This window comes from Allokutzneria sp. A3M-2-11 16 (assembly GCF_024213555.1).
Classification (GTDB): domain Bacteria; phylum Actinomycetota; class Actinomycetes; order Mycobacteriales; family Pseudonocardiaceae; genus Allokutzneria.
The window spans coordinates 39,328-59,218 of sequence record NZ_JANAVO010000017.1 but is presented as its reverse complement, the minus strand read 5'-3'; the positions used below and the strand labels follow the sequence as shown (position 1 = coordinate 59,218).

The window sequence follows — 19,891 nt, the reverse complement described above, 5'->3', positions numbered from 1 at the left end:
CCCGTGGTGAAGATCCGCGGCGGCCGGGGCAGGGAGTCCGGCCGCGCGCGGACGACGCCGCCCGAGGGGGAACTCACGAAACGCGCCAGGCGAGCCCGCCGTCTCCGGGCTGGCCCGGCGTCGGCGAGCGGCGTGCTGACGCAGGGAACGGTTACCGAGTAACCAAAATCACGGTAAACCCGAGAACGGGTTTCCGGGAGGCTCCGTCCGTGGCAGCCGGTACCGCCTAACGGCCCACGCCCGTCCGTGGTTGCCACGAATGCCACGTGCTCTGCGCCACAGGGTCCTTCGAACGGAGTAGTCGCAGGTCACGGCCGTCCGTTCGGCGCTGCCACCCGACCGCCGGTGTTTTGTCATCCGGACGAGGGCTCCGGCCTCCTAGGCTAGGAGGCGAACAGGCATCGACGAGTACGGAAACCCGGGGTAGTAGATGACGTCGACGGAGGCTGGCGACGATCAGGGACGGTTGCTGGGCGGGCGCTACCGCCTCGGCGAGCTGATCGGGCGCGGCGGCATGGGCTCCGTGTGGAGCGCTGTCGACGAGATGCTCCGCCGCGACGTCGCGGTCAAGGAGGTCGCCGCGCCCGCGTGGGTCAGCGACGACGAGCGCCGCTCGCTGGCCGACCGGACCATGCGCGAGGCCCGCGCCGCCGCCAGGATCAGCCACCCCAACGTGGTGACGGTCTACGACGTCGTCGACGAGGACGGCCGCCCGTGGATCGTGATGGAGCTGGTCAGGGCGCCTTCGCTGGCCCAGGTCGTCGAGCGGGACGGAGCGCTGGCGCCGAGCCGCGTCGCCGCGATCGCGCTCCAGGTCTTCGCCGCGCTCAGCGCCGCGCACGAGCACGGCATCCTGCACCGGGACGTGAAGCCGGGCAACGTGCTGGTGCACGACACCGGGCGCACCGTGCTGACGGACTTCGGCATCGCGACCGTGCAGGGCGACGCGTCGCTGACCGTCTCCGGGATGCTGGTCGGGGCACCCGGCTACATCGCCCCGGAGCGCGCCCGCGGCCTTGAGGTCGGCGCCGCCTCCGACCTGTGGTCCCTCGCGGCCACCATGTACGCCGCCGTGGAGGGCAAACCGCCGTTCGACCGCACGGGGGCGCTGCCGACGCTGACCGCGGTGCTCACCGAGGACCCGGAGCCGATGCGCAACGCCGGCCCGCTGGGCCCGCTGATCGAGGCGATGCTGCGCAAGGAGCCCACGGAGCGCCCGGCCCCGGCCGAGGTGGAGGGCGTCCTGCGCCGCGTCGCGCTTGGGGACCTCGGCGAGGACGAGGCGGCGACGGTGCTCGTCTCCTCGGGCGCCGGAGCGGGTGCGACCGCGTCCCTGGTCAAGGGTGAGCCGACGCGCGTGCAGCCCGCGCTCAAGGCCGCCGCGGCCGCCGCGCAGCCGTGGTACCGCGGCACTCCGGCGAAGGTCGGCGCGGGTCTGGGCATCGCGATCCTGGCCGCGGGAACAGCTCTGGCGATCGCGCTGCTGATGAGCCGGCAGGACCCGGGCGGCGGCGGTGGGGACGGTGGGGCCGGGAACTCCCCGAGCTACACCCAGCCCTCGGTGCCCCCGATCAGCGGCGAGGAGACGACCACGTCGAGGCGGAGCCGGTCGCAGACGACCACGCCGTCCACGCCCAGCTCCACGACGCCGGGTCAGCCGACGACCACCACCCCGCAGCAGCCGACCACCACGCCGTCGAAGCCGACCACGACCAGGCCGACGACCCAGCCCAGTTCGCCGTCGACCCCGCCGGACCCGGGCGGCGTGGACATCGGCGGGCCGAACCGCCTGCACTGACCTACCAGAAGCGGGGTTGGCCCACCACGTCCAGCAGGGGACCGGGCGAGCTGTGCGGGGGCACGTCGGCGAGCCGCTGCCAGCGGGCGTTGCGGTCCGGCCCGTAGAGCCGCCACAGCGCGCCGTCGTGGCGCAGCTGCGCGATCGCCCTGCGGGGACCGTCCGCCCAGGGCGCGCGGACCTCGAAGATCGTGACGTGCGCGGCGCGCACCGTGCACTCGACGCGGACCTGGTGGAGGGCGCGCTCGGGGATGCGCCCTTCACACCAGCGGAGGATCTGGCGCAGGTGCGGGTCCGGGACGGCCATGCGAGATGGTGGCACGGCCGCCCACGGGTGCGTCAAAGGGTGATCAGGACCTTCAGCGCACGACGGTCGTTCATGGCCGCGTAGCCCTCGGCGACCTCGTCCAGCTTGATCGTGGTGTCGAAGACCGGGGACGGGTCGACCGCGCCGGAGAGCACGTCCGGCAGCAGCTCCTCGATGTAGGCGCGGGCCGGGGCGACCCCGCCGCGCAGCGCGATGTTGCGCTGGAAGAGGCGGTTGACGTCCAGGCCCTCCCCGCCCAGGTGCGGCACGCCCACGTAGCCGATGCCGCCGCCGGGCCGGGCGATGGAGATGGCGGTCCGCATGGACTGCGAGGTGCCGACCGCTTCGATCACCGCGTGTGCGCCCTCGCCACCGGTGAGCTCGTTGACGGCCTCGACCGCCTCGTCACCGCGCGCGGCCACGACGTCCGTGGCGCCGAACGTGCGGGCGATCGCGGTGCGGGTCTCGTGGCGGCCCATGGCGATGATCCGCTCCGCACCGAGGCGCCGGGCGGCGAGCACCGCGCACAGGCCGACCGCGCCGTCTCCGACCACCGCGACGGTCGCCCCGGGGCGGACACCGGCGATGGTGGCCGCGTGGTGGCCGGTCGGCAGCACGTCGGACAGCGACAGCAGCGCGGGCATCAGGGCCTCGTCGACGTCCGAGGGGAGCTTGACGAGGGTGGCGTCGGCGAAGGGGACGCGCACCGCCTCGCCCTGCCCGCCGTCGTTCGCCTTGCCCCACATGCCGCCGTTGCGGCAGGAGGTCGGCAGCTGTTCGCGGCAGTACACGCACTCGCCGTCGCTGAACATGAACGGCGCCACCACGAGGTCGCCGACGCGCAGCGAGGAGACGTCCGCGCCGACCGCGGCGACGCGGCCGAGGAACTCGTGGCCGATCCGCGCGCCCGGCTGCGAGGGGGAGACGCCCTGGTAGGGCCAGAGGTCGCTGCCGCAGATGCAGGAGTGGGTGACGGTGACCACGGCGTCGGTCGGTTGAGTGATCACCGGGTCGGGTACCCGCTCGACGCGGATGTCGCCGGGGCCGTGGAGGGTGGTCGCGAGCATGTGTGTCCCTGGGGTCGATCGTCAGCCGTGGCGGCGGCCCCACCAGCTTGCACCACAAAACCTGGCACACTCGAGGACAAACGGACAAAGGGGACGCGAAATGGCCGGACTCTTCAGCAAGATCCAGCGCTTCCTGCGCAGTCCCAAGGGGCGTGAACTCCAGCACAAGGCGCGCCGGATCGCGAAGGACCCGCACACGCGCCGCAAGGTGACCGACGCGCTGCGGAAGTTCCGCAGGCGGTAGAGCGCGCGCGGTCACGACCACCGGGTTCGCCGGTCTTCAAGTACCACCCACCCCCGCCCCAGCGGTCTTCAACGACGACGAACCCCGGCGACCCGCAGGGGGTTGGAGGCGGTTAACGACTGTTCAGGTGGGGGTTGGGGGTACTTGAAGACGCCCCAACCACCGCGCGGTTCAGGATGGGCGGGTTCAGGATGGGTGCGGGTTCGAGGGCCCCGTGGACGGCAGCGACCCCCGGGCTTCTTCCTGCTGCGCAGGCCGAGCCTGGACTGTGGCTCGGAACTCCGGGGGCCGGGTAGCTGCCTGGTATTCGCCGGACGCTTATCCCGCGGTGCACCACGGGGCCGACGTTGTGAAGGCCGTTGGCGGTCCTAGCGGACAGCCACCTCACGAGTCCTGTTGATATTCAACGTTGGACCACCTCCTCTCCCGTGTGCGGCCAGGCTAAATCCGCGCTCCCAAGCGCCGCAACGGTTTTTTACGCTCCGGGTCGTGCGAGCATTCCGTGCTCCAAGGTCCTGGTGATGGACTCAAGCGCGGCGTGCCTGGTCATCGTGCCCTCGGCGGTCGCGTCGATGCCCACGTAGACGACCGCCCACAGCACGCGGTTGAGCCATTCCTTGCTCACCTCGGCGTCGAAATAGCCCTCTCGTTGGCCGCGCTCCAACAGCGCGAACACCGGCGCGTCCAGCTCGTCGAGGTCGCCGACCAGGTCCTTGCGCGTGTCGATCAGGTGCTCGCCGAAGAGCACCAGCAGCACCGGGCTCAGCTCGAAGTAGGTGTGGATGATCCGGCGCAGCCCCTGGGCGGGCGTTCCCCGGTCCAGCTCGGCGGCGGCGACCGCGGCGGTCAGCTGCGCCATCGAGTCCTCCACCACCGCCGAGAGCAGTTCGGTGCGCTCCGGGAAGTAGCGGTGCAGCGTGCTCCGGCCGACGCCGGCCGCGTCCGCGACCTCGGCAAGCGAGGCCTGCGGCCGGGTGGCTAGCAGGGCGATCGCGGCGTCGAGGATGGCCCGCCTGGTCCGGCTCCTGCTTCCCGATTCCCTGGTCGTGCTCGGCATCCGCCCACTCTAGCGATCAGAGACGTTCAGCTCCATTTGTGGGACATGAGTGTCCCAAAGTGCTACGGTCGGGCTCGACGCGAGGGGGAAGCGATGGGGCCGAAACCGGCGAAGTGGCAGAACATGCGGGTGCTGTGGAGCTTCGTCCACCCGCACCGCGGGGTGCTGCTGGGCGGGCTGCTGCTGGCGCTGGGGGCGACGGCCGCCGCGCTGGCCACGCCGATGGTGACCAAGGCGGTCCTGGACGCGCTCGCGCTGTCGGGGTCGGTGAGCGGGCCGGTGACGGTGCTGGTCGTGCTGCTGGTGGTCGGCTCGCTGTTCGGCCTGGGGCAGTGGACGCTGCTGGGCAGGCTCGCCGAGCGGATCGTGCTCGACGCGCGCACGTCGATGGTGCGGCGGCTGTTCCGGGTCCGGGTCGCCGAGCTGTCCAACCGCACCAGCGGTGAGCTGGTCACCCGGGTCACCTCCGACACGCTGCTGCTGCGCGAGGCCGCCGCGGCCAGCCTGGTCGACTTCGTCAACGGCACCGTGCTACTCGTCGGCTCGCTGGTGCTGATGGCCACACTGGACTGGGTGCTGCTGTCCACGACGATCGGCATGCTCGCGATCGTCGGGATCTCCGTCGCGGTCCTGATGCCGTCGATGTCCGGCGCGCAGCGGCAGGCGCAGGCCGCGGTCGGCCGCCTCGGCGGGGTGCTCGAAGGCGCGCTGCGGGCCATCCGCACGGTCAAGGCCAGCCGCGCCGAGGCCCGGGAGAGCGACCGCGTGCTCGCCGAGGCCCGCGAGTCCAACCGGCAGAGCGTCCGCGCCGTGCACATCCAGGCGATCGCCTGGTGCGTCTCCAGTTTCGGTGTGCAGCTGGCGATCCTGTTCGTGCTCGCGCTCGGCGCGTGGCGGGTCAGCTCCGGTCAGCTCGCCGTCTCCGGCCTGGTCGCGTTCCTGCTGTACGCGTTCCAGGTGATGGACCCGGTGAACATGCTGACCCAGGCCGTCACCCACCTCCAGTCCGGGATCGCCGCCGCCTCGCGCATCCGCGAGGTGGAGAGCTTCGGGGTCGAGGAGTCCAACGCGAGCGTGACCTCGATGGGGGAGCGCGCGACGCCGAACGTGTTGTCCTTCAACGGGGTCACCGCGCGCTACGTGCCCGGCGGACCGCCTGCGCTTGACGGGGTCGACCTGGAGATCCCGAGGATCGGGCACACCGCGTTCGTCGGACCTTCGGGCGCGGGCAAGACGACGATGTTCTCGTTGATGCTGCGGTTCCTCCAGCCGGAGCACGGCGAGCTGTCCCTCGACGGTGTCCCCTTTGGACAGTTGTCCATCGAGGACGTGCGCAAGCGGATCGTCTACGTCGAGCAGGACACGCCGCTGCTTCCGGGGACCGTGCGCGAGAACGTGCTCTACACGCACGCCGACGCTTCCGAGGAGGCCGTGTGGGCCGCGTTGCGCGCCGTGCGCCTCGACGAGCGCGTGCGGAGGTTGGAGCACGGGCTGGACACGCCGTTGTCCGGCGCGGCGATCTCCGGTGGTGAGCGTCAGCGGATCGCGTTGGCCCGCGCGCTGGTGACCGATCCGGAGATCCTGTTGCTGGACGAGGCGACCGCGCAGCTCGACGGGCTGACCGAGGCCGCCGTGCAGGAGGTGATCAAGCGCGCCGCTGGCAAGGGTGCCGTGCTGACCATCGCGCACCGACTGTCCACTGTGGTCGACGCGGACCGGATCGTGGTGCTGGACAAGGGGAAGCTGCGCGCAGTCGGCACGCACGGGGAACTGGTGCGCTCCGACGAGCTCTACCGTGACCTCGTCGGAGCACTCCGCATCGCCGTCCCCGCCTAGTGCTCCACGACCCGGTAGATGCCGTCGATGACCGCGTCGTGCGTCGGAGGGCAGAGGATTCGGCTGTACTCACCGACGCGCGCGAGGTTCCCGGCGATTCGGACGCGCCGGGGCGGCATGACCCTGACGTCCGAGCACGTGGCGAACGCCTGGATCCTGCCGGTTCCGCCTCGGCAGATCGCTCGGTAGTAGGGATCGGGCGTTGAGGGCGACCAGTACACGTACTGGTCCGAGCAGTTGTAGGGGTCCGCGTGGGCCGCGCCCGAGCCGACGGTGAGCATCGCGGCCGCGACGCCCGCTGTCGTCAGCACGGACGCGGCTCGCCGCCAGAAGGAGGACTGCTTCACGAAAGGCTCCTCAGAACGCAGTCTATCGATTTACCAAAGAAACGCAGCACGACCCTAGAATCCCTAAGGGAGAACGTCAACCGAGCATTGTGCATCGATTTACGACAATCATTCGGATAGGCCCGCCCACCGCGCCTCATCCGTGTTCCCCGCCCCGCCGTCCCAGCCCGGGTTCGGGCGTCTTCAAGTACAACGCACCCCCCTTGCCGAAGTCTCAAACCGCAGCGCACCCGGAGGTGTGCTGCGGTTTGAGACGTTCTGCGGTGGGGTTGGCTGTACTTGAAGACGGGCCAACCACGCTGGGGCTAGACGACGGCGCCGGTGTGGTCGCGCTTGTGGGCCGGCGTCGCGGAGTAGTGCGACTTCTTCTTGGAGCGCTGCTTGCCCGCGCCGGGCCACCGCTTGTCCAGCAGCACCGCGATCGGCGCGGCCGTGACGATCGTGGACGCCGTGCCCGCGATCAGGCCGAGCAGCATGGCCAGCGCGAAGTCGGCCAGCGATCCACCGCCGAGCGCGAGCAGCGCGCCGAGCACGAACAGCACACCGATACCCGTGTTCACCGTGCGCGGCAGGGTTTGCAGCACGGCCGCGCTGCTGACCCTGGCGAAGGTCTCCTTCGGCCGCAGTCCGCGGAGCTCGCGCACCCGGTCGAAGACGACCACGGAGTCGTTCACCGAGTAACCGATCACTGTGAGCATCGCGGCGAGGAACACCGCGTCGAGCGTCTTGTCCATCCACGCGAACGTGCCGAGCACGATCAGCACGTCGGCGGTGAGCGCGAGCACGGTCGCCACGCCGAGCCGCCAGTCGAACCGGAACGCCAGGTAGGCCAACTGCGCCAGAACCGCGAGCAGCAACGCGATCAGGGCGTTGTTCCGCAGTTCGACACCGAGGCTCGGGCCGATCTTCTCGTCGCGGATCTGCTCCGCCTTGCCCGCGGCCTTGGCGACCGCGTCACGGATCGGCGCGGTGTTCTCGACCGGCTCGGTGCGCACGGTCACCGCGTCCTGGCCCGACGCCTGCACGATCGCGCGCGGGAAACCGGCCTCGCTGACGGCGTTGCGGACCTTCTCGACGTTCGCGGGCGCGCTGGTCGAGTACTCCAAGACGCGTCCACCGGTGAACTCGACGCCGAGGTTGATGCCGCGCACGAACACGCCCGCGAACAGCAGCACGAGCACGATCGCGGAACCGATCAGCCAGCGGCCCGGCCGGTCGTAGAGCTTCGGGTCGCGCGCCTCGAGCTTGCGCCGGACGATGCCGTGGTGAGCGAGGCCGGTGAGCTTGGGGTGCTTGGCGAAAGGCCCACGAATGGCGAGGAACAGCAGCGCCCTGGTGAGCACCAGCGTGGAGAACATCGCGCCCAGCACACCGATGGTCAGCGTGACGCCGAAGCCCTTCACCGGCCCGGTGGCGAGCCAGAACAACAGCCCGGCGGCGAGGAGCGTGGTGATGTTGGAGTCCACGATCGCCGACAGCGCGTTGCCGAAACCGCGGTCGAGCGCCTTCGGCAGTCGCTGGTCGGTGCGCGCGCCGAGGAACTCCTCCCGCGTTCGCTCGAAGACCAGCACCGTGGAGTCCACCGCCATGCCGATGGCGAGCACCAGGCCCGCGAGGCCGGGCAGCGTCAGCGTCGCGCCGATGAACAGCAGCATCGCGTAGGACAGCGCGGAGTAGCCGATGAGCGCGATCACCGAGATCAGCCCGGCGAGGCGGTAGACGACGATCAGGAACAGCGCGGTCAGGCCGAGGCCGATGACGCCCGCCTCGATGCTGGCGCGGATGGCGTCGGCGCCCAGGGTCGGGCCGACCGTGCGCTGCTCGACGACCTCGACCGGCACCGGCAGCGCGCCGCCCTTGATCAGCACGGCCAGCTCGGACGCCTGCTGGTTGGTGAACTTGCCGGTGATCTGGGTGGAGCCACCGAGGATGCCGACGTTGCAGCTGACCTGCGGGTTCACCTCGGGAGCCGAGATGATCTTGTCGTCGAGCGCGATGGCGACGCGGCGCACCGGGCTGCCGACGGGCGCGCACGCGGCCTGCCCGGTGAGCTTGGCCCAGGCGTTGCCGCCCGCCGACTGGAAGTTGATCGACACCACGTAACCGGGGCCGTTCGGGGCCGGGCCCGCGGTGGCGTCGGCGACGCCCTCACCGGTCAGCGCGGCGGGGCCGAGCACCAGCTGCTCGCCCTCGGCGGTCGGCAGCACCTTCTGCCCAGGCTTGGGCTGCGCGCCGGGCTGCTGGGCGCCGATCACCGGGTGGAAGGTCAGCTGCGCGGTGCGGCCGATGACCTCCACGGCCCGGCGCGGGTCCTGCACGCCGGGCAGCTCGATGATGATCCGGTTCTCCCCGGAGCGGGCCAGCGTCGGCTCGGCGACGCCGAGCTGGTCGACGCGGCGGCGCAGCACTTCCAGGGCCCGGTCGGTGGTGGCGGCGTCGGCCTTGGCCTGGGCGGAGTCCTTGGCCTGCAACACGATCTGGGTGCCGCCGCGCAGGTCGAGGCCGAGGCGCGGGGCGGTGGACAGGATGAGGTAGACGGACGCGGCGAGGACCGCGAGGGCGAGCAACACCCTCACGACGGGTCCCCGGCGCGCGCGTGGGCGCGACATGGGTGGAAAGCCTCCGGATGAGCCGCTGTCCACAAAGGACAGACGGGGGTGGTGACGGGCGCTGGGGTCAGGCGCGCGGAGGCGGTGCGCGCGAGCCGACCGCGGTGGTGGGCTCGGCGAACGATCCGGAGAGCCGGTCCTGCGGGGCGTCGCCCAGCGGCGCAAGGGGTTCCGGCACCGGCTCGGCGGGCGGCAGCAGCGCGATCAGCACCGGCCCGGTGGCGAGGTAACCGCGCACCGGGACGGCGTGGGCGTGCTGGCGCCCGCGCAGCGTCGGGCTCGGGTGCGCCAACTCGGAGACGACGTGCCGCGCGTGCTGGTCACCGTCGTCGGGGACCGAGGCGAACGCGGGGGATGCCAGCCCGAGGGCGGCCAGTGCCGCGAGCAGGACGAGCAGCGTCGGCAGCAGGGGGCGCTGCCGCTCGCTCGTCCGCATCATGTGGCACACAGTAGCGGGCTACGTCACAGGCTGTCTCCGGCCATCCGGAGTCCGTTCTCCACAGAGGACGTAGTAAAGGACCCCCGCGACCAGCGCCCCGGACAGCCAGGAGAAGTCGGTGTTGCCCAGCGCCTTCGCCAGCGGGCCCTGCATCAGCGGGACCATGCCGTACTGCCACGCCCAGCCCGCCACGAGTCCGGCGCCCAGGCTGACGAGTGCGCGCGCGTTCACCGAGCTCGACTCCTCGTACAGGTCGCTGATGACGATCTTTCCCTTGCGCAGCACGAAGAAGTCGACGAGCACGATGCTCGCCCACGGGCTGATCCAGACCAGGATCGACACCAGCCAGTGGTCGAAGGCCCGCGCGAAGTCATCGGCCTGCACGAACACCACGAGCACCGCCGACGCGACGACCCCGGCCACCAGCGTGACCTTCCACCGCGCCGCCTTGATCCCGATGGACAGCGCGGCCAGCGAGCACGAGTACAGGTTGAGGATGTTCGTCGCCACCGGCCCGTGCATGATCAGCAGCAGCACGGGCAGCGCCATCGCGCCGAACGCGCTCACCACCAGCGCGGACGGATCGGTGCTGCCGCCGGAGCTGGCCAGGCACGCGCCGAGCCCGGCGAGCCACACGGTCGGCACGTACATGCCCAGCGCCGTCGACCAGAACACCGACCGCGCAGAGGCCCCCGGGCGGACGAACCGGCTGTAGTCGGCCGAGTACGGCAGCCACGTGATGCCCCAGCCGATGCCGATCGCGGTGAGCAGCTGGGTGATCGCGGTGAGCTTGTCGGCGGGCGCGGTGGCCGTCGCCGTGGTCCAGTCCAGGTCGGTCTGGCTCAGCGCGAGCACGGTCATGATCGCCATCACCAGCACCGTCGCGGGCACGGTGTACTTCTCGAACGTCCGGATCGCGTAGAAGCCGTAGAGCGCGAGCCCGAGCTGCACCACCATGATGATCGCGGCGATGAAGTACTTCATCCCGGTGCCGCCGTGCACGCCGAGCTGCCGCAGCACCGCCATCACCAGGTCGAGCACCACCCAGGTGTTCACGCCGACCCAGCCCATCGAGACCAGGCACTGCACCACGCCCGGCACGATCGCGCCGCGCCTGCCGAACGGCGCCCGCCCGAGCACCATCTGGTTCACCGCGGTGCGGTGCCCGATGATGTTGAACAGCCCGAAGACCGCGCAGCCGACCAGGTTGCCGAGCGCGATCACGATCAGCGTCTCGGCCAGGCTCAGCCCGAGCGTGACGCCGAGGGCGCCGAGCACCCAGTTGATGGGCGCGATGTTGGCCCCGGACCAGATCCAGAACTGCTCCCACGGAGTGGAGTCCCGGTGCTCGGTCGGGATCGGCTCAATGCCGTGCGCGTCGAACGCCATCGGCACACTTTAGGCATCCCCCTGCTTTTCGAGAAGACTCTGCTCTTCCAGAAGACGCAGCGCTGATCGGTAGCTGCGGGTCGACTGCCGGACGTCGTCGACGACCTCGCGCAGCGTGCCGGGTTCGCTGCTCTCCGCCACGCGGCAGAGCAGGTGCAGCGGGACTTCGGTCACGCTGAACGCCGCCGGGACGTCTGCTCGGAGCACCACGCGCCCGTCGTAGTCCCAGCGCGCGGGCGCGTTCCGGAGCACCGTCTCGCCCAGGTAGCGGACGGCCCCGACGACGAACGGGTCGTCCGCGGCGTCCTTGACCGCGTCCCAGCCGGAGAACCGTGCCCGCACGAGCGATTCCAGCGCGTCGAGCGAGCCGGGGGAGAAGTCGAAGGGGAACTCCGCCGGGAGGAACCCCTTGCGCCACACAGCGAGTGAACTGTCCATTTCGGACAGCCAAGTGCCGGGGTCTTCGACAGCCTCCTTCCTGTCGAGCCCGGAGAGGTCGAAGCCGAACTCCTCGTGCAACGCCCGCGCCTGGTCCGGCGTCGCCAGCAGGTAGACGTCGTCCTGGCAGGACTCCACCTTCTCCGGGCGGACGTGGTGGAACACGCGCGGATCGGCCGCACCCGGCTCCAGGTCACCGATCTGCGTGGCGAACGCGCCCTGATCCGCGTAGTCCTCCGAGACGTGCTCGACCCGCCACCAGACCGGCTCGCCGTCGCGCAGGAAGTGCAACGCCTCGTCACCGTCCTCGTCGCGCACCAGCACGACGTCGGAGAAGGTCACGCCGGTGACCGCGGAGACCTCCTCCTCCAACAGGTAGCGGTAGTACTGCGCCACGGAGTCGACGTCCTCGCCGTGGACCGAGAAGGCGACACCCAGCTCGGAGAACCACGGGACGAGATCGCGCGCCTCCTCCTGCTTGTCGAGGTAGTCCTTGTCCCGCTTGCCGATGTCGGTCAGGAACGCGACGGCCTTCTCCTCCGACAGCATGCCCAGCCACACCATCCGGCTGGCCAGTTCGACGATCGTCGTCCGCGTCATGGGCGGGATTGTGGCATCCGCCCTCGACAGTCAGGTGCGCATGCGGGCGCGGTACTTCGTCGGTGTGGTGTCCACTGTGGACTGGAAGTGGGTGCGCAACGCCGCCGCGCAGCTGAAGCCGACCGCGCGGGCCACCCCCTCCACCGGGATCTCCGTCAGCTCCAGCAGCCGTTGCGCCGTCGCGATGCGCTGGCGCAGGATCCACTGCTGCGGCGACACGCCGGTCTCGGCGCGGAACCGGCGCCGTTCTAGACGCGGTGGGACTTGCCGAGCGCCTCGGTCAGCGAGCGGAGGACCGGGGCGAAACGGTTGTAGCTGTACGGGGTCTCCGCCGCCCACTCGAAAACCTGGCCCGCCTTGACGGCCGGGTGGCGGGACCACGTCGGGATCGCGTTCAGCCCGGCGCGGGGGATGGACGTGGCGGCGCGGCTGTCGACCAGGATGACGTCGGCGGGGTAGCGGTCGGCCTGCTCCCAGCTCAGGGACTCGAAGGCGTCCTTGCCCGCGTTGGGGACCACGACGTCCACGCCGAGCTCCTGGAAGAACTTCAGGTCGCCGTGGTAGGTGGGGGTGGCGATGTAGAGCTTGTCCTTGTTGGCGCTGACGATCAGCACCTTCAAGCCGGACTTGGCGGCAGCGGAAAGACTCTCGGCGGCGCGGTCGAAATCGGCCCTCGCCTCGACGACGGCGGGAGCATTGGGGTCGGCGCCGAGGTCACCGGCGAGCTTGACGAAAGCCTCGATGTTGGTGCGGGCGGAGCGGCCGTTCAAACGGATGCCGACGATGGGGGCGACGGACTCGATGGTGGGCGTCGGCTCCTTGGGGACGTACCAGAGCTCATCGCCGTACATCACGGTCACGAGGAGGTCGGGGCGCAGCGACAGGAACTTGTCGACGTTGAACTCGCCGTAGGTGATGCCGACCGACTGCGTCGTGGACAGGTCCACATTGCCGATCATGACCTCGTTGGAGCCGTCGGGGCGCTTCTGCGGGCCGAACACGCCGACAGGCCGAATCCCCAAGTCCCACAAGGCCGCGGCGGCGGTGATCTGGGCGACGACGCGCTGCGGGCGAGCTGGGCGACCGGCCTTGCGGCCCCGGTCATCGGTGAACTCCCAGGCGGTGCCGCCCGCCGCGCCGCGCGGGGAACCGCAGGCGCCCAGCGCGAGCAAACCCATGCCGCCGAGGAAGGCGCGTCGTGTCGTGCTCATGGTTTTCCTTTCCCGTCAACGGAAACTTCTGGCGAGCAGCCACAGCAGGACCGGAGCCCCGACCACTCCGGTCACCACTCCCACGGGCAGCTCGCCGGAGGACAACAGCGTGCGGGCAACGAGATCGGCTGCCAGTACCACGACCGCCCCGACCAGACCCGACGTCATCAGCGGCGGGACGGAGGGGTGCACGAGCCGCCGCGCGATCTGCGGAGCGAGCAGCGCGACGAACGCGACCGGACCGGCCGCGGCGGTCGCGAAAGAGACCAGGCCGACGCCGACAGCCATGATCGCCAGGCGGGCGCCCTGAACGGGGACGCCGAGGCCGCGGGCGGTGTCCTCGCCGAGCTCCAAGCCCGCCAACCACTTCCCGAGCGCCAGCGCGGCGGGCACGAGCAGCGCGACCGCGACGGCCAACGCGGGAACGCTGCCCCAGGTGCGTCCGCTGAGACTGCCGGTCAACCACACAACCGCCTGCTGCGCCTGGAAAGCACCGGACTTGAGCAGCAGGTAGTCGGTGATGCTGCCGCACAGCGCGGCCATGCCGATGCCCACGAGCACGATGCGGATGCCCGTGGTGCCCTGCTTCCAGGACAAGCCGACCACGATCGCGGACACCGTGAACCCGCCCAGCACGGCCATCGTGGACATGCCGAGCCCCGTCCCGGCACCGGCCAGCAACGTCGCGACGGCGAAGGTGTTCGCGCCGTCGGTCACACCGATCACATCCGGGCTGGCCAGCGGATTCCGCGCCAGAGCCTGGAAAAGCAGCCCGCCGACACCGAAGGCGATCCCGATCAGAAGGCCGACCAGCGCGCGCGGCAGCCGGATCTCGTTGATCACCAGCAGGGCCGCCGGGTCACCGGAACCGAACAGGCCCGCCGCGACCTCGGGCACGGTCAACGGGAAGTCACCGATGGTGATCTCCAAGCACAGCAACAAGAACGCGCTCGCCCCGAGCAGGAAGCAGGCGACGATCGTCCTCGGCCGGGCCGTCACAGCTCCGCCACCCGGCTGCGGCGGACGAAGGCGATGAAGAACGGGGCCCCGAGCGCGGCGACCACGATGCCGACGTGCAGCTCGTCCGGATGGGCCACGAGCCTGCCGAGCACGTCGGCGGCCAGCAGCAGCGCGGGCGCGAGCACGGCGGAGTACGCGAGCACCCAGCGGTGGTCGGGGCCGCAGATCGCCCGCGCCAGGTGCGGCACGACCAGGCCGACGAACGCGATCGGCCCGCACACGGCGACCCCGGCTCCGGCGAGCAGCGTGATCGCGACGACCCCGGCGACACGGATCAGCCCGATCCGCTGGCCCAGCCCGCGCGCGGCGTCCTCGCCGAGCGAGAGCGCGTTCATCCCCGGCGAGATCATCGCCGCGAGCAGCGCGCCCACCGCGAGGAACGGCAGCACCTGGAGCAGCGTCGCCGGGTCCTGGCCGCTGAGCGCGCCGACCGACCAGAAGCGGTAGCGGTCCAGGGTGGCCGCGTCGGCCAGCAGCACGCTCGTGGTCAGCGAACCGATCATCGCCGTCACCCCGGCCCCGGCCAGCGCGAGCTTCGTGGGCGTCGCCCCGCCGACCCCTCGTGCGGCGAGCAGGAACACCACCACGGCGGCCACCGCGGCGCCCGCGAAAGCGAACCAGATGTACCCGGAGAGCGAGGTGACGCCGAGGAAACCGGTGGCCAGCACCACGGCCAGCGACGCGCCCGCGCTCACCCCGAGCAGCCCGGGATCGGCCAGCGGATTGCGGGTCAGCCCCTGCATCAGCGCGCCCGCCATGCCCAACGCGGCACCCACCGCGAGGCCGAAACCGGTCCTGGGGACGCGCAAGCCCCAGACGATCGCCTCGGTCTGATCCCCAGCGGGGTGGAGCAGGGCGTCGAGCACCGCCCCGACGCCGAGCCACCGGCTGCCGACCATGATCGACAGCAGCGCGCACGCGGCCAGCCCGGCCAGCGCGAGCAGCAGACCGATCCGCCGCGAGGTGAGAGCGCTTCCCCACGTCACCCGGTGAGGATAGCCATACCTAAGTTGCTCTCCCTGTTCCCGGGGCCGGATCTGGTCGAACTACCGGGAGCAGGACGGCTCCAGCTCGGCGACCAGGCGGGTCGGGATGACCACGACGGGGCAGTTCGCCTTGCGGATCACCGCCGCGCTCACCGAGCCCATCAGCGCCGTCATCACGTGCCCGTGCCCGTGGCTGCCCAGGATCAGCATCTCCGAGCCCTCGGCCAGCTCCACCAGGCGCGAGCCCGCCAGACCCGGCTCCACCACCTCCCGGACCGGCACCTTCTCGTAGCCGGGGCGGGCCCGGCGCAGCGCCTCGGCCAGCACCTCGCGGTAGACCTCGGTCTCGTCGTCCATCGGCGTGACCACCGGGATCGGCATGCTCGACGGTGAGATCCCCGGCGGCGTCCAGAAGATCGCGGCGGTCACCGACGCGTCGCGCAGCATCGCCTCCTTGAAGCCCCAGCGCAGCGCCTGGACGCTCGGTTCCGACCCGTCGACTCCGACGACGATCGTGTTGCGGTGCGAGCAGGTGGACATGTGCTGCCTCCTTTCGGCGGTTCACTAGCCCTACCACGCGTGAGTGGATCTCGCAGGGGACAATCGTTCGTCCTCGATCGAAGGGTGTGGTGATGGCGGCAGAGGCGAGCGCGGACGTGATCGTCGTCGGAGCGGGGCTGGCCGGGCTGGTGGCCACGGCCGAACTGGCCGACACCGGGCGGAAGGTGCTGTTGCTCGACCAGGAGCCGCCCGCCTCGCTCGGCGGCCAGGCGCACTGGTCCTTCGGCGGGCTGTTCTTCGTGGACTCGCCGGAGCAGCGCCGGATGCGCATCCGCGACTCCCACGAGCTGGCCCTCCAGGACTGGCTGGGCACCGCGGGTTTCGACCGCGACTGCGACACCTGGCCGCGCCGCTGGGCCGAGGCGTACGTGGACTTCGCCGCGGGCGAGAAACGCGCGTGGCTGAAGGCACAGGGCATGAAGTTCTTCCCGGTCGTCGGCTGGGCCGAGCGCGGTGGCTACGACGCCATGGGCCACGGCAACTCCGTGCCCCGCTTCCACATCACGTGGGGCACCGGGCCGGGTGTGGTCGAGCCGTTCCTGCGACGGGTGCGCGCGGCGATCGACAAGGGTCTGGTGGTCTTGAAGACCCGCCATCGCGTCGATGAGCTGACCGTGACGGCGGGCGCCGTGGACGGGGTGCGGGGGCAGGTCCTGGAGCACAGCGACGTGGCGCGCGGCGAGAAGAGCTCGCGGGTCGAGCTGCGGCCGTTCGAGTTCTCCGCGCAGGCGGTGGTCGTGACGTCGGGCGGGATCGGCGGCAACCACGACCTGGTGCGCCGCAACTGGCCGGAAAGGCTTGGCACGCCGCCGAAGCACATGCTCAGCGGGGTGCCCGCGCACGTGGACGGCCGGATGATCGGGATCACCGAGAAGGCCGGTGGCAACGCCATCAACGGCGACCGGATGTGGCACTACACCGAGGGCATCCAGAACTGGGACCCGATCTGGCCGATGCACGGCATCCGCATCCTGCCCGGACCGTCCTCGCTGTGGCTGGACGCGCGCGGCAAGCGGCTGCCGGTGCCGCTGTTCCCCGGCTTCGACACCCTGGGCACGCTGGAGCACATCATGCGCGGCGGCCACGAGCACACGTGGTTCGTGCTCACCCAGAAGATCATCGAGAAGGAGTTCGCGCTGTCGGGTTCCGAGCAGAACCCCGACCTCACCGGGCGCAGCGTGCGCGGGGTGCTCGGCAGGGCGCTGCCCGGCGCCCCCGGTCCGGTCGAGGCGTTCAAGAAGCACGGCGTGGACTTCATCGTCGAGAACGACCTCAGGACGCTGATCTCCAGGATGAACGCGCTGACCCCGGAGCCGCTGCTCGACGAGGAGCAGGTCGAGCGCGAGATCCGGGCCCGCGACCGGGAGATCCGCAACCCGTTCACCAAGGACCTCCAGATCACCGCGCTGCGCGGGGCCCGGAACTACCTGGGCGACAAGCTGATCCGCGTCGCCACCCCGCACCGCCTGCTCGACCCGAAGGCCGGTCCGCTGATCGCGGTCCGGCTGTCGATCATCACGCGGAAGAGCCTGGGCGGACTGGAGACCGACCTGTCCTCCCGCGTGCTCCAGGGTTCGGGCGAGCCGCTGCCGGGCGTCTACGCGGCGGGCGAGGCGGCCGGGTTCGGCGGCGGCGGCATGCACGGGTACCGCGCGCTGGAGGGCACGTTCCTCGGTGGCTGCATCTTCTCCGGGCGCGTGGCGGGTCGAGCGGCCGCGGCGGCGACGGCCTAGAGCGGGAACCAGTGGCGGGCGAGGGCGTCCAGGGTCTTCTCGGCCGGGACGCCCAGCTCGCGCATGTACCAGCCGAGGTTGCTGTACACGTGGATGATCGTCATCCCCAGCAGTTGGCGGGACAGCTCCGGCCCGAGATCGGTGAAGCCGTACGCCTTCAGCACCCTCCTCAGGACCCGGCGGTCGCCGCGAACTCGTACTCCCGCGCGCCGCGCATCGCAGGCTCGAAGTCGAAGAGCCCGCTGAGTTTTCCTTTGTGTGTAAGCAGATGCGGGCATCACCTCGGTGTGCAGCGGCACCGGCGCGCGCGGCGTGATCAGGTCCACCGTGTTCAGGAAGCCGTCCAGTTGGTCCAGCCACACCGGGTCGAGTTCGCGCTTCCGATGGTGCTCGACCAGCTTCGCGCGCTGCCCGATCACGAACTTGTCCCAGTCCACGTCGGGCAGCGTCGGCACTGTCGTCCTGTGCAGGATCGCCAGGCTCTCGCCGAGCTGGTCGGCCAGTTCGTCGCGCTCTGATGCCGTCAGCTCCGGCCAGACCTCGCCCAGGTTCCGGCCGTGCAGGCGCGTCATGAGGAGCCAGATCGCGCAGCACGCCGGATTCCAGGGCGCATTCGTCGCGGTGCACCGGCGGGTAGAGCTTGAGGACGAGGTCGTCGTTCTCGGCGGTGTGGCGTTTTTCGTTGTCGTCCAAGCGAATTTGGCTTCCAGCATGGGGTCGGCTTGACCTGGGGCCCCTTGCGCGTGCCCTTGGGCCTTTCAGGGGCACGGGATGGAACCCCGGCCCTCGCGGGGGAGCGTATGGCACGCGCTCCCCAGGTAAAGCCTCGATCCCGTTGCGCCCCTTATGTTTCGCTGGGACTTGCGATTGGTGTCGCCCACTTGGGGGACCCTCCCCGAATGCCGAATTCGGTGACACGCTGGAACCGTTGGCGTGCAGGGATTCACCCACTGGTACTTGGATGTCGATCTTGCGTCTTGAGATAATAGAGGTATCCACGGAGAAGGGGGTGAATCATGTTGGATACCAAGGCAATCACAGACATGCTGACGACCGAGATCGAGATCAACGACTCCTACCGACTCTCCGAGAAGGACCATGTCGCGTTGCTGAAGGAGTTGGAGCGGATCAGTAATCTGCTCACCGCCGTGAAGACCGATGTCGCCACCCAGGCTGAGGAACGCGGCCTGCACACCTCACGCGGCTGTAAGGATCTCGCGATCCTGCTGCGCAGCGAGTTGAATATCGCTCCTGCCGAAGCCAACCGCCGCAAGCGATTGGTCCACGAACTACCGAAACTGCCCCGCACCCGGCAAGCCGTCTACACCGGAACGATCAGCGGCGAACACGCGCTGGTCATCTCCGATGCCATCAAGCGCATCCCCGAGCAGTACGCGGCCAAGGCCGACGCGGCTCTGGCGAAGGCGGCACGCAAGGTGAACCCGCGTGATCTGATGGTGGTCGGCAAACGCGTGCGACAGCACGTCGACCCCGACGGCGTCTACCGCGACGAACAAGAAGCGCTCGCCCGGCGATCAGCGCGGATGGGCCGTGACCAGGACGGGTGCCTGCATCTCAAGGCGATGATTGATCCGATCAACGGCGAGAAGATCTGGAACTTCCTCTCCGCGTTGGCCAAACCCAAGTCCGTCAACGGCGAGAAAGACCCCCGTAGGTTTGAGCAGCGGTTGGCCGATGCTTTCATCGAGGCCATGACCATGGCGATGTCGGTCCAGGACATGCCCGGACTGCCCCGTACCCTGTTGATCGTCACCATGGGGTTGGACGACCTGGAGCACAGGACCGGCTGCGGGGAAACCCACACCGGCCAGCCCATGTCAGCGGACCTGCTGCGGCAGACCGCCTGCGACACCGCAGTCATCCCGATCGTGCTCGGCGGAGAAGGTGAACCCCTCGCCTACGGACGCGAACGACGCCTGGCCTCCCTCGCCCAGAAACGCGCACTGGCGGTGAGGGACAAGGGATGCGCCTTCCCCGGATGTGATCGGCCACCCTCGTGGACAGAAGCTCATCATGTGGTGCATTGGATCGACGGCGGCCCGACCGATCTCGACAACCTCGTCCTGCTGTGCGTGCATCACCACCATGTGATCCATGATCAGGACTGGGAGATCATTTTCGACCACGGGATACCGGCGTTCATCCCACCGAAGTGGATCGACCCTGACCAGGAACCTCTGCGGAACATCAGGGTGGACTGCCCGCTGAAGCTATAGACCCCGGGGCGT

20 protein-coding genes are annotated in these 19,891 nt (G+C 70.2%); 6 read left to right on the top strand and 14 right to left on the bottom strand.

Going from position 1 to position 19,891, the window contains the following annotated elements; all coding sequences use genetic code 11:
* Positions 1-430: 430 nt before the first annotated feature.
* Entirely contained in the window at positions 431-1,798 is a 1,368-nt protein-coding gene (locus NLX83_RS36370) for a serine/threonine-protein kinase (protein WP_254239808.1), read from the top strand.
* Between the two features lies 1 nt (position 1,799).
* Here NLX83_RS36370 and NLX83_RS36365 read toward each other — a convergent pair whose 3' ends face one another.
* Positions 1,800-2,105, bottom strand: a complete 306-nt coding sequence (locus NLX83_RS36365; RefSeq protein WP_254239807.1) for a DUF3024 domain-containing protein — start codon at positions 2,103-2,105, stop codon at positions 1,800-1,802.
* 32 nt (positions 2,106-2,137) lie between these two features.
* The gene (locus NLX83_RS36360; protein WP_254239806.1) at positions 2,138-3,172 is read right to left on the bottom strand and encodes a zinc-dependent alcohol dehydrogenase family protein; all 1,035 of its coding nucleotides are present in this window, start codon (positions 3,170-3,172) and stop codon (positions 2,138-2,140) included.
* A gap of 100 nt (positions 3,173-3,272) precedes the next feature.
* On the opposite strand from NLX83_RS36360, the gene NLX83_RS36355 reads away from it, so the two are divergent.
* Positions 3,273-3,416 (top strand): hypothetical protein, encoded by a 144-nt coding sequence (locus NLX83_RS36355; RefSeq protein WP_254239805.1) that lies wholly within the window; start codon positions 3,273-3,275, stop codon positions 3,414-3,416.
* A gap of 475 nt (positions 3,417-3,891) precedes the next feature.
* Here NLX83_RS36355 and NLX83_RS36350 read toward each other — a convergent pair whose 3' ends face one another.
* The gene (locus NLX83_RS36350; protein ID WP_254239804.1) at positions 3,892-4,473 is read right to left on the bottom strand and encodes a TetR/AcrR family transcriptional regulator; all 582 of its coding nucleotides are present in this window, start codon (positions 4,471-4,473) and stop codon (positions 3,892-3,894) included.
* 93 nt (positions 4,474-4,566) lie between these two features.
* Here NLX83_RS36350 and NLX83_RS36345 point away from each other — a divergent pair, with 93 nt between their 5' ends.
* Complete coding sequence (locus NLX83_RS36345; RefSeq protein ID WP_254239803.1) at positions 4,567-6,309, top strand: ABC transporter ATP-binding protein; 1,743 nt, start codon at positions 4,567-4,569, stop codon at positions 6,307-6,309.
* On the opposite strand, the gene NLX83_RS36340 is transcribed toward NLX83_RS36345, so the two are convergent.
* The 10 genes from NLX83_RS36340 to NLX83_RS36295 form a co-directional block, all read right to left on the bottom strand.
* Complete coding sequence (locus NLX83_RS36340) at positions 6,306-6,656, bottom strand: hypothetical protein (protein ID WP_254239802.1); 351 nt, start codon at positions 6,654-6,656, stop codon at positions 6,306-6,308. The two genes, NLX83_RS36345 and NLX83_RS36340, sit on opposite strands and share 4 nt — an antisense overlap.
* Positions 6,657-6,961: 305 nt before the next feature.
* Entirely contained in the window at positions 6,962-9,232 is a 2,271-nt protein-coding gene (secD, locus tag NLX83_RS36335) for a protein translocase subunit SecD (RefSeq protein WP_308209444.1), read from the bottom strand.
* 100 nt (positions 9,233-9,332) lie between these two features.
* The gene (locus tag NLX83_RS36330) at positions 9,333-9,704 is read right to left on the bottom strand and encodes a hypothetical protein (RefSeq protein WP_254239800.1); all 372 of its coding nucleotides are present in this window, start codon (positions 9,702-9,704) and stop codon (positions 9,333-9,335) included.
* Between the two features lie 18 nt (positions 9,705-9,722).
* A complete protein-coding gene (locus NLX83_RS36325; protein WP_254239799.1) occupies positions 9,723-11,093 on the bottom strand; it encodes a cytosine permease in 1,371 nt (456 codons plus the stop codon).
* A 9-nt stretch (positions 11,094-11,102) separates the two neighbouring features.
* Positions 11,103-12,131 carry a hypothetical protein gene (locus NLX83_RS36320; protein ID WP_254239798.1) on the bottom strand — a complete coding sequence of 343 codons (1,029 nt, stop codon included), beginning with the start codon at positions 12,129-12,131 and terminating at the stop codon, positions 11,103-11,105.
* Between the two features lie 30 nt (positions 12,132-12,161).
* Positions 12,162-12,470, bottom strand: coding sequence for a helix-turn-helix domain-containing protein (locus NLX83_RS42375; protein WP_374118857.1), 309 nt, complete (start codon positions 12,468-12,470; stop codon positions 12,162-12,164).
* Positions 12,380-13,342, bottom strand: a complete 963-nt coding sequence (locus tag NLX83_RS36310; RefSeq protein ID WP_254239796.1) for an ABC transporter substrate-binding protein — start codon at positions 13,340-13,342, stop codon at positions 12,380-12,382. The genes NLX83_RS42375 and NLX83_RS36310 overlap by 91 nt, the downstream gene beginning before the upstream one ends.
* Before the next feature lie 15 nt (positions 13,343-13,357).
* Complete coding sequence (locus NLX83_RS36305; protein WP_254239795.1) at positions 13,358-14,341, bottom strand: FecCD family ABC transporter permease; 984 nt, start codon at positions 14,339-14,341, stop codon at positions 13,358-13,360.
* The gene (locus NLX83_RS36300) at positions 14,338-15,348 is read right to left on the bottom strand and encodes a FecCD family ABC transporter permease (protein WP_254239794.1); all 1,011 of its coding nucleotides are present in this window, start codon (positions 15,346-15,348) and stop codon (positions 14,338-14,340) included. The genes NLX83_RS36305 and NLX83_RS36300 overlap by 4 nt, the downstream gene beginning before the upstream one ends.
* A 60-nt stretch (positions 15,349-15,408) precedes the next feature.
* A complete protein-coding gene (locus NLX83_RS36295; protein ID WP_254239793.1) occupies positions 15,409-15,888 on the bottom strand; it encodes a universal stress protein in 480 nt (159 codons plus the stop codon).
* 92 nt (positions 15,889-15,980) lie between these two features.
* Here NLX83_RS36295 and NLX83_RS36290 point away from each other — a divergent pair, with 92 nt between their 5' ends.
* On the top strand, positions 15,981-17,642 hold the full coding sequence (locus NLX83_RS36290; protein WP_254239792.1) for an FAD-binding dehydrogenase: 1,662 nt from the start codon (positions 15,981-15,983) through the stop codon (positions 17,640-17,642).
* Here the strand turns inward: NLX83_RS36290 and NLX83_RS36285 are convergent.
* Positions 17,639-18,214 carry a phosphotransferase gene (locus NLX83_RS36285; RefSeq protein ID WP_254239791.1) on the bottom strand — a complete coding sequence of 192 codons (576 nt, stop codon included), beginning with the start codon at positions 18,212-18,214 and terminating at the stop codon, positions 17,639-17,641. The two genes, NLX83_RS36290 and NLX83_RS36285, sit on opposite strands and share 4 nt — an antisense overlap.
* Here NLX83_RS36285 and NLX83_RS36280 point away from each other — a divergent pair.
* Together NLX83_RS36280 and NLX83_RS36275 are read left to right on the top strand one after the other, a co-directional pair.
* Entirely contained in the window at positions 18,213-18,368 is a 156-nt protein-coding gene (locus NLX83_RS36280) for a hypothetical protein (RefSeq protein ID WP_254239790.1), read from the top strand. The genes NLX83_RS36285 and NLX83_RS36280 overlap by 2 nt on opposite strands.
* A 290-nt stretch (positions 18,369-18,658) precedes the next feature.
* A complete protein-coding gene (locus NLX83_RS36275) occupies positions 18,659-19,879 on the top strand; it encodes an HNH endonuclease signature motif containing protein (protein WP_254239789.1) in 1,221 nt (406 codons plus the stop codon).
* Positions 19,880-19,891: the final 12 nt, after the last annotated feature.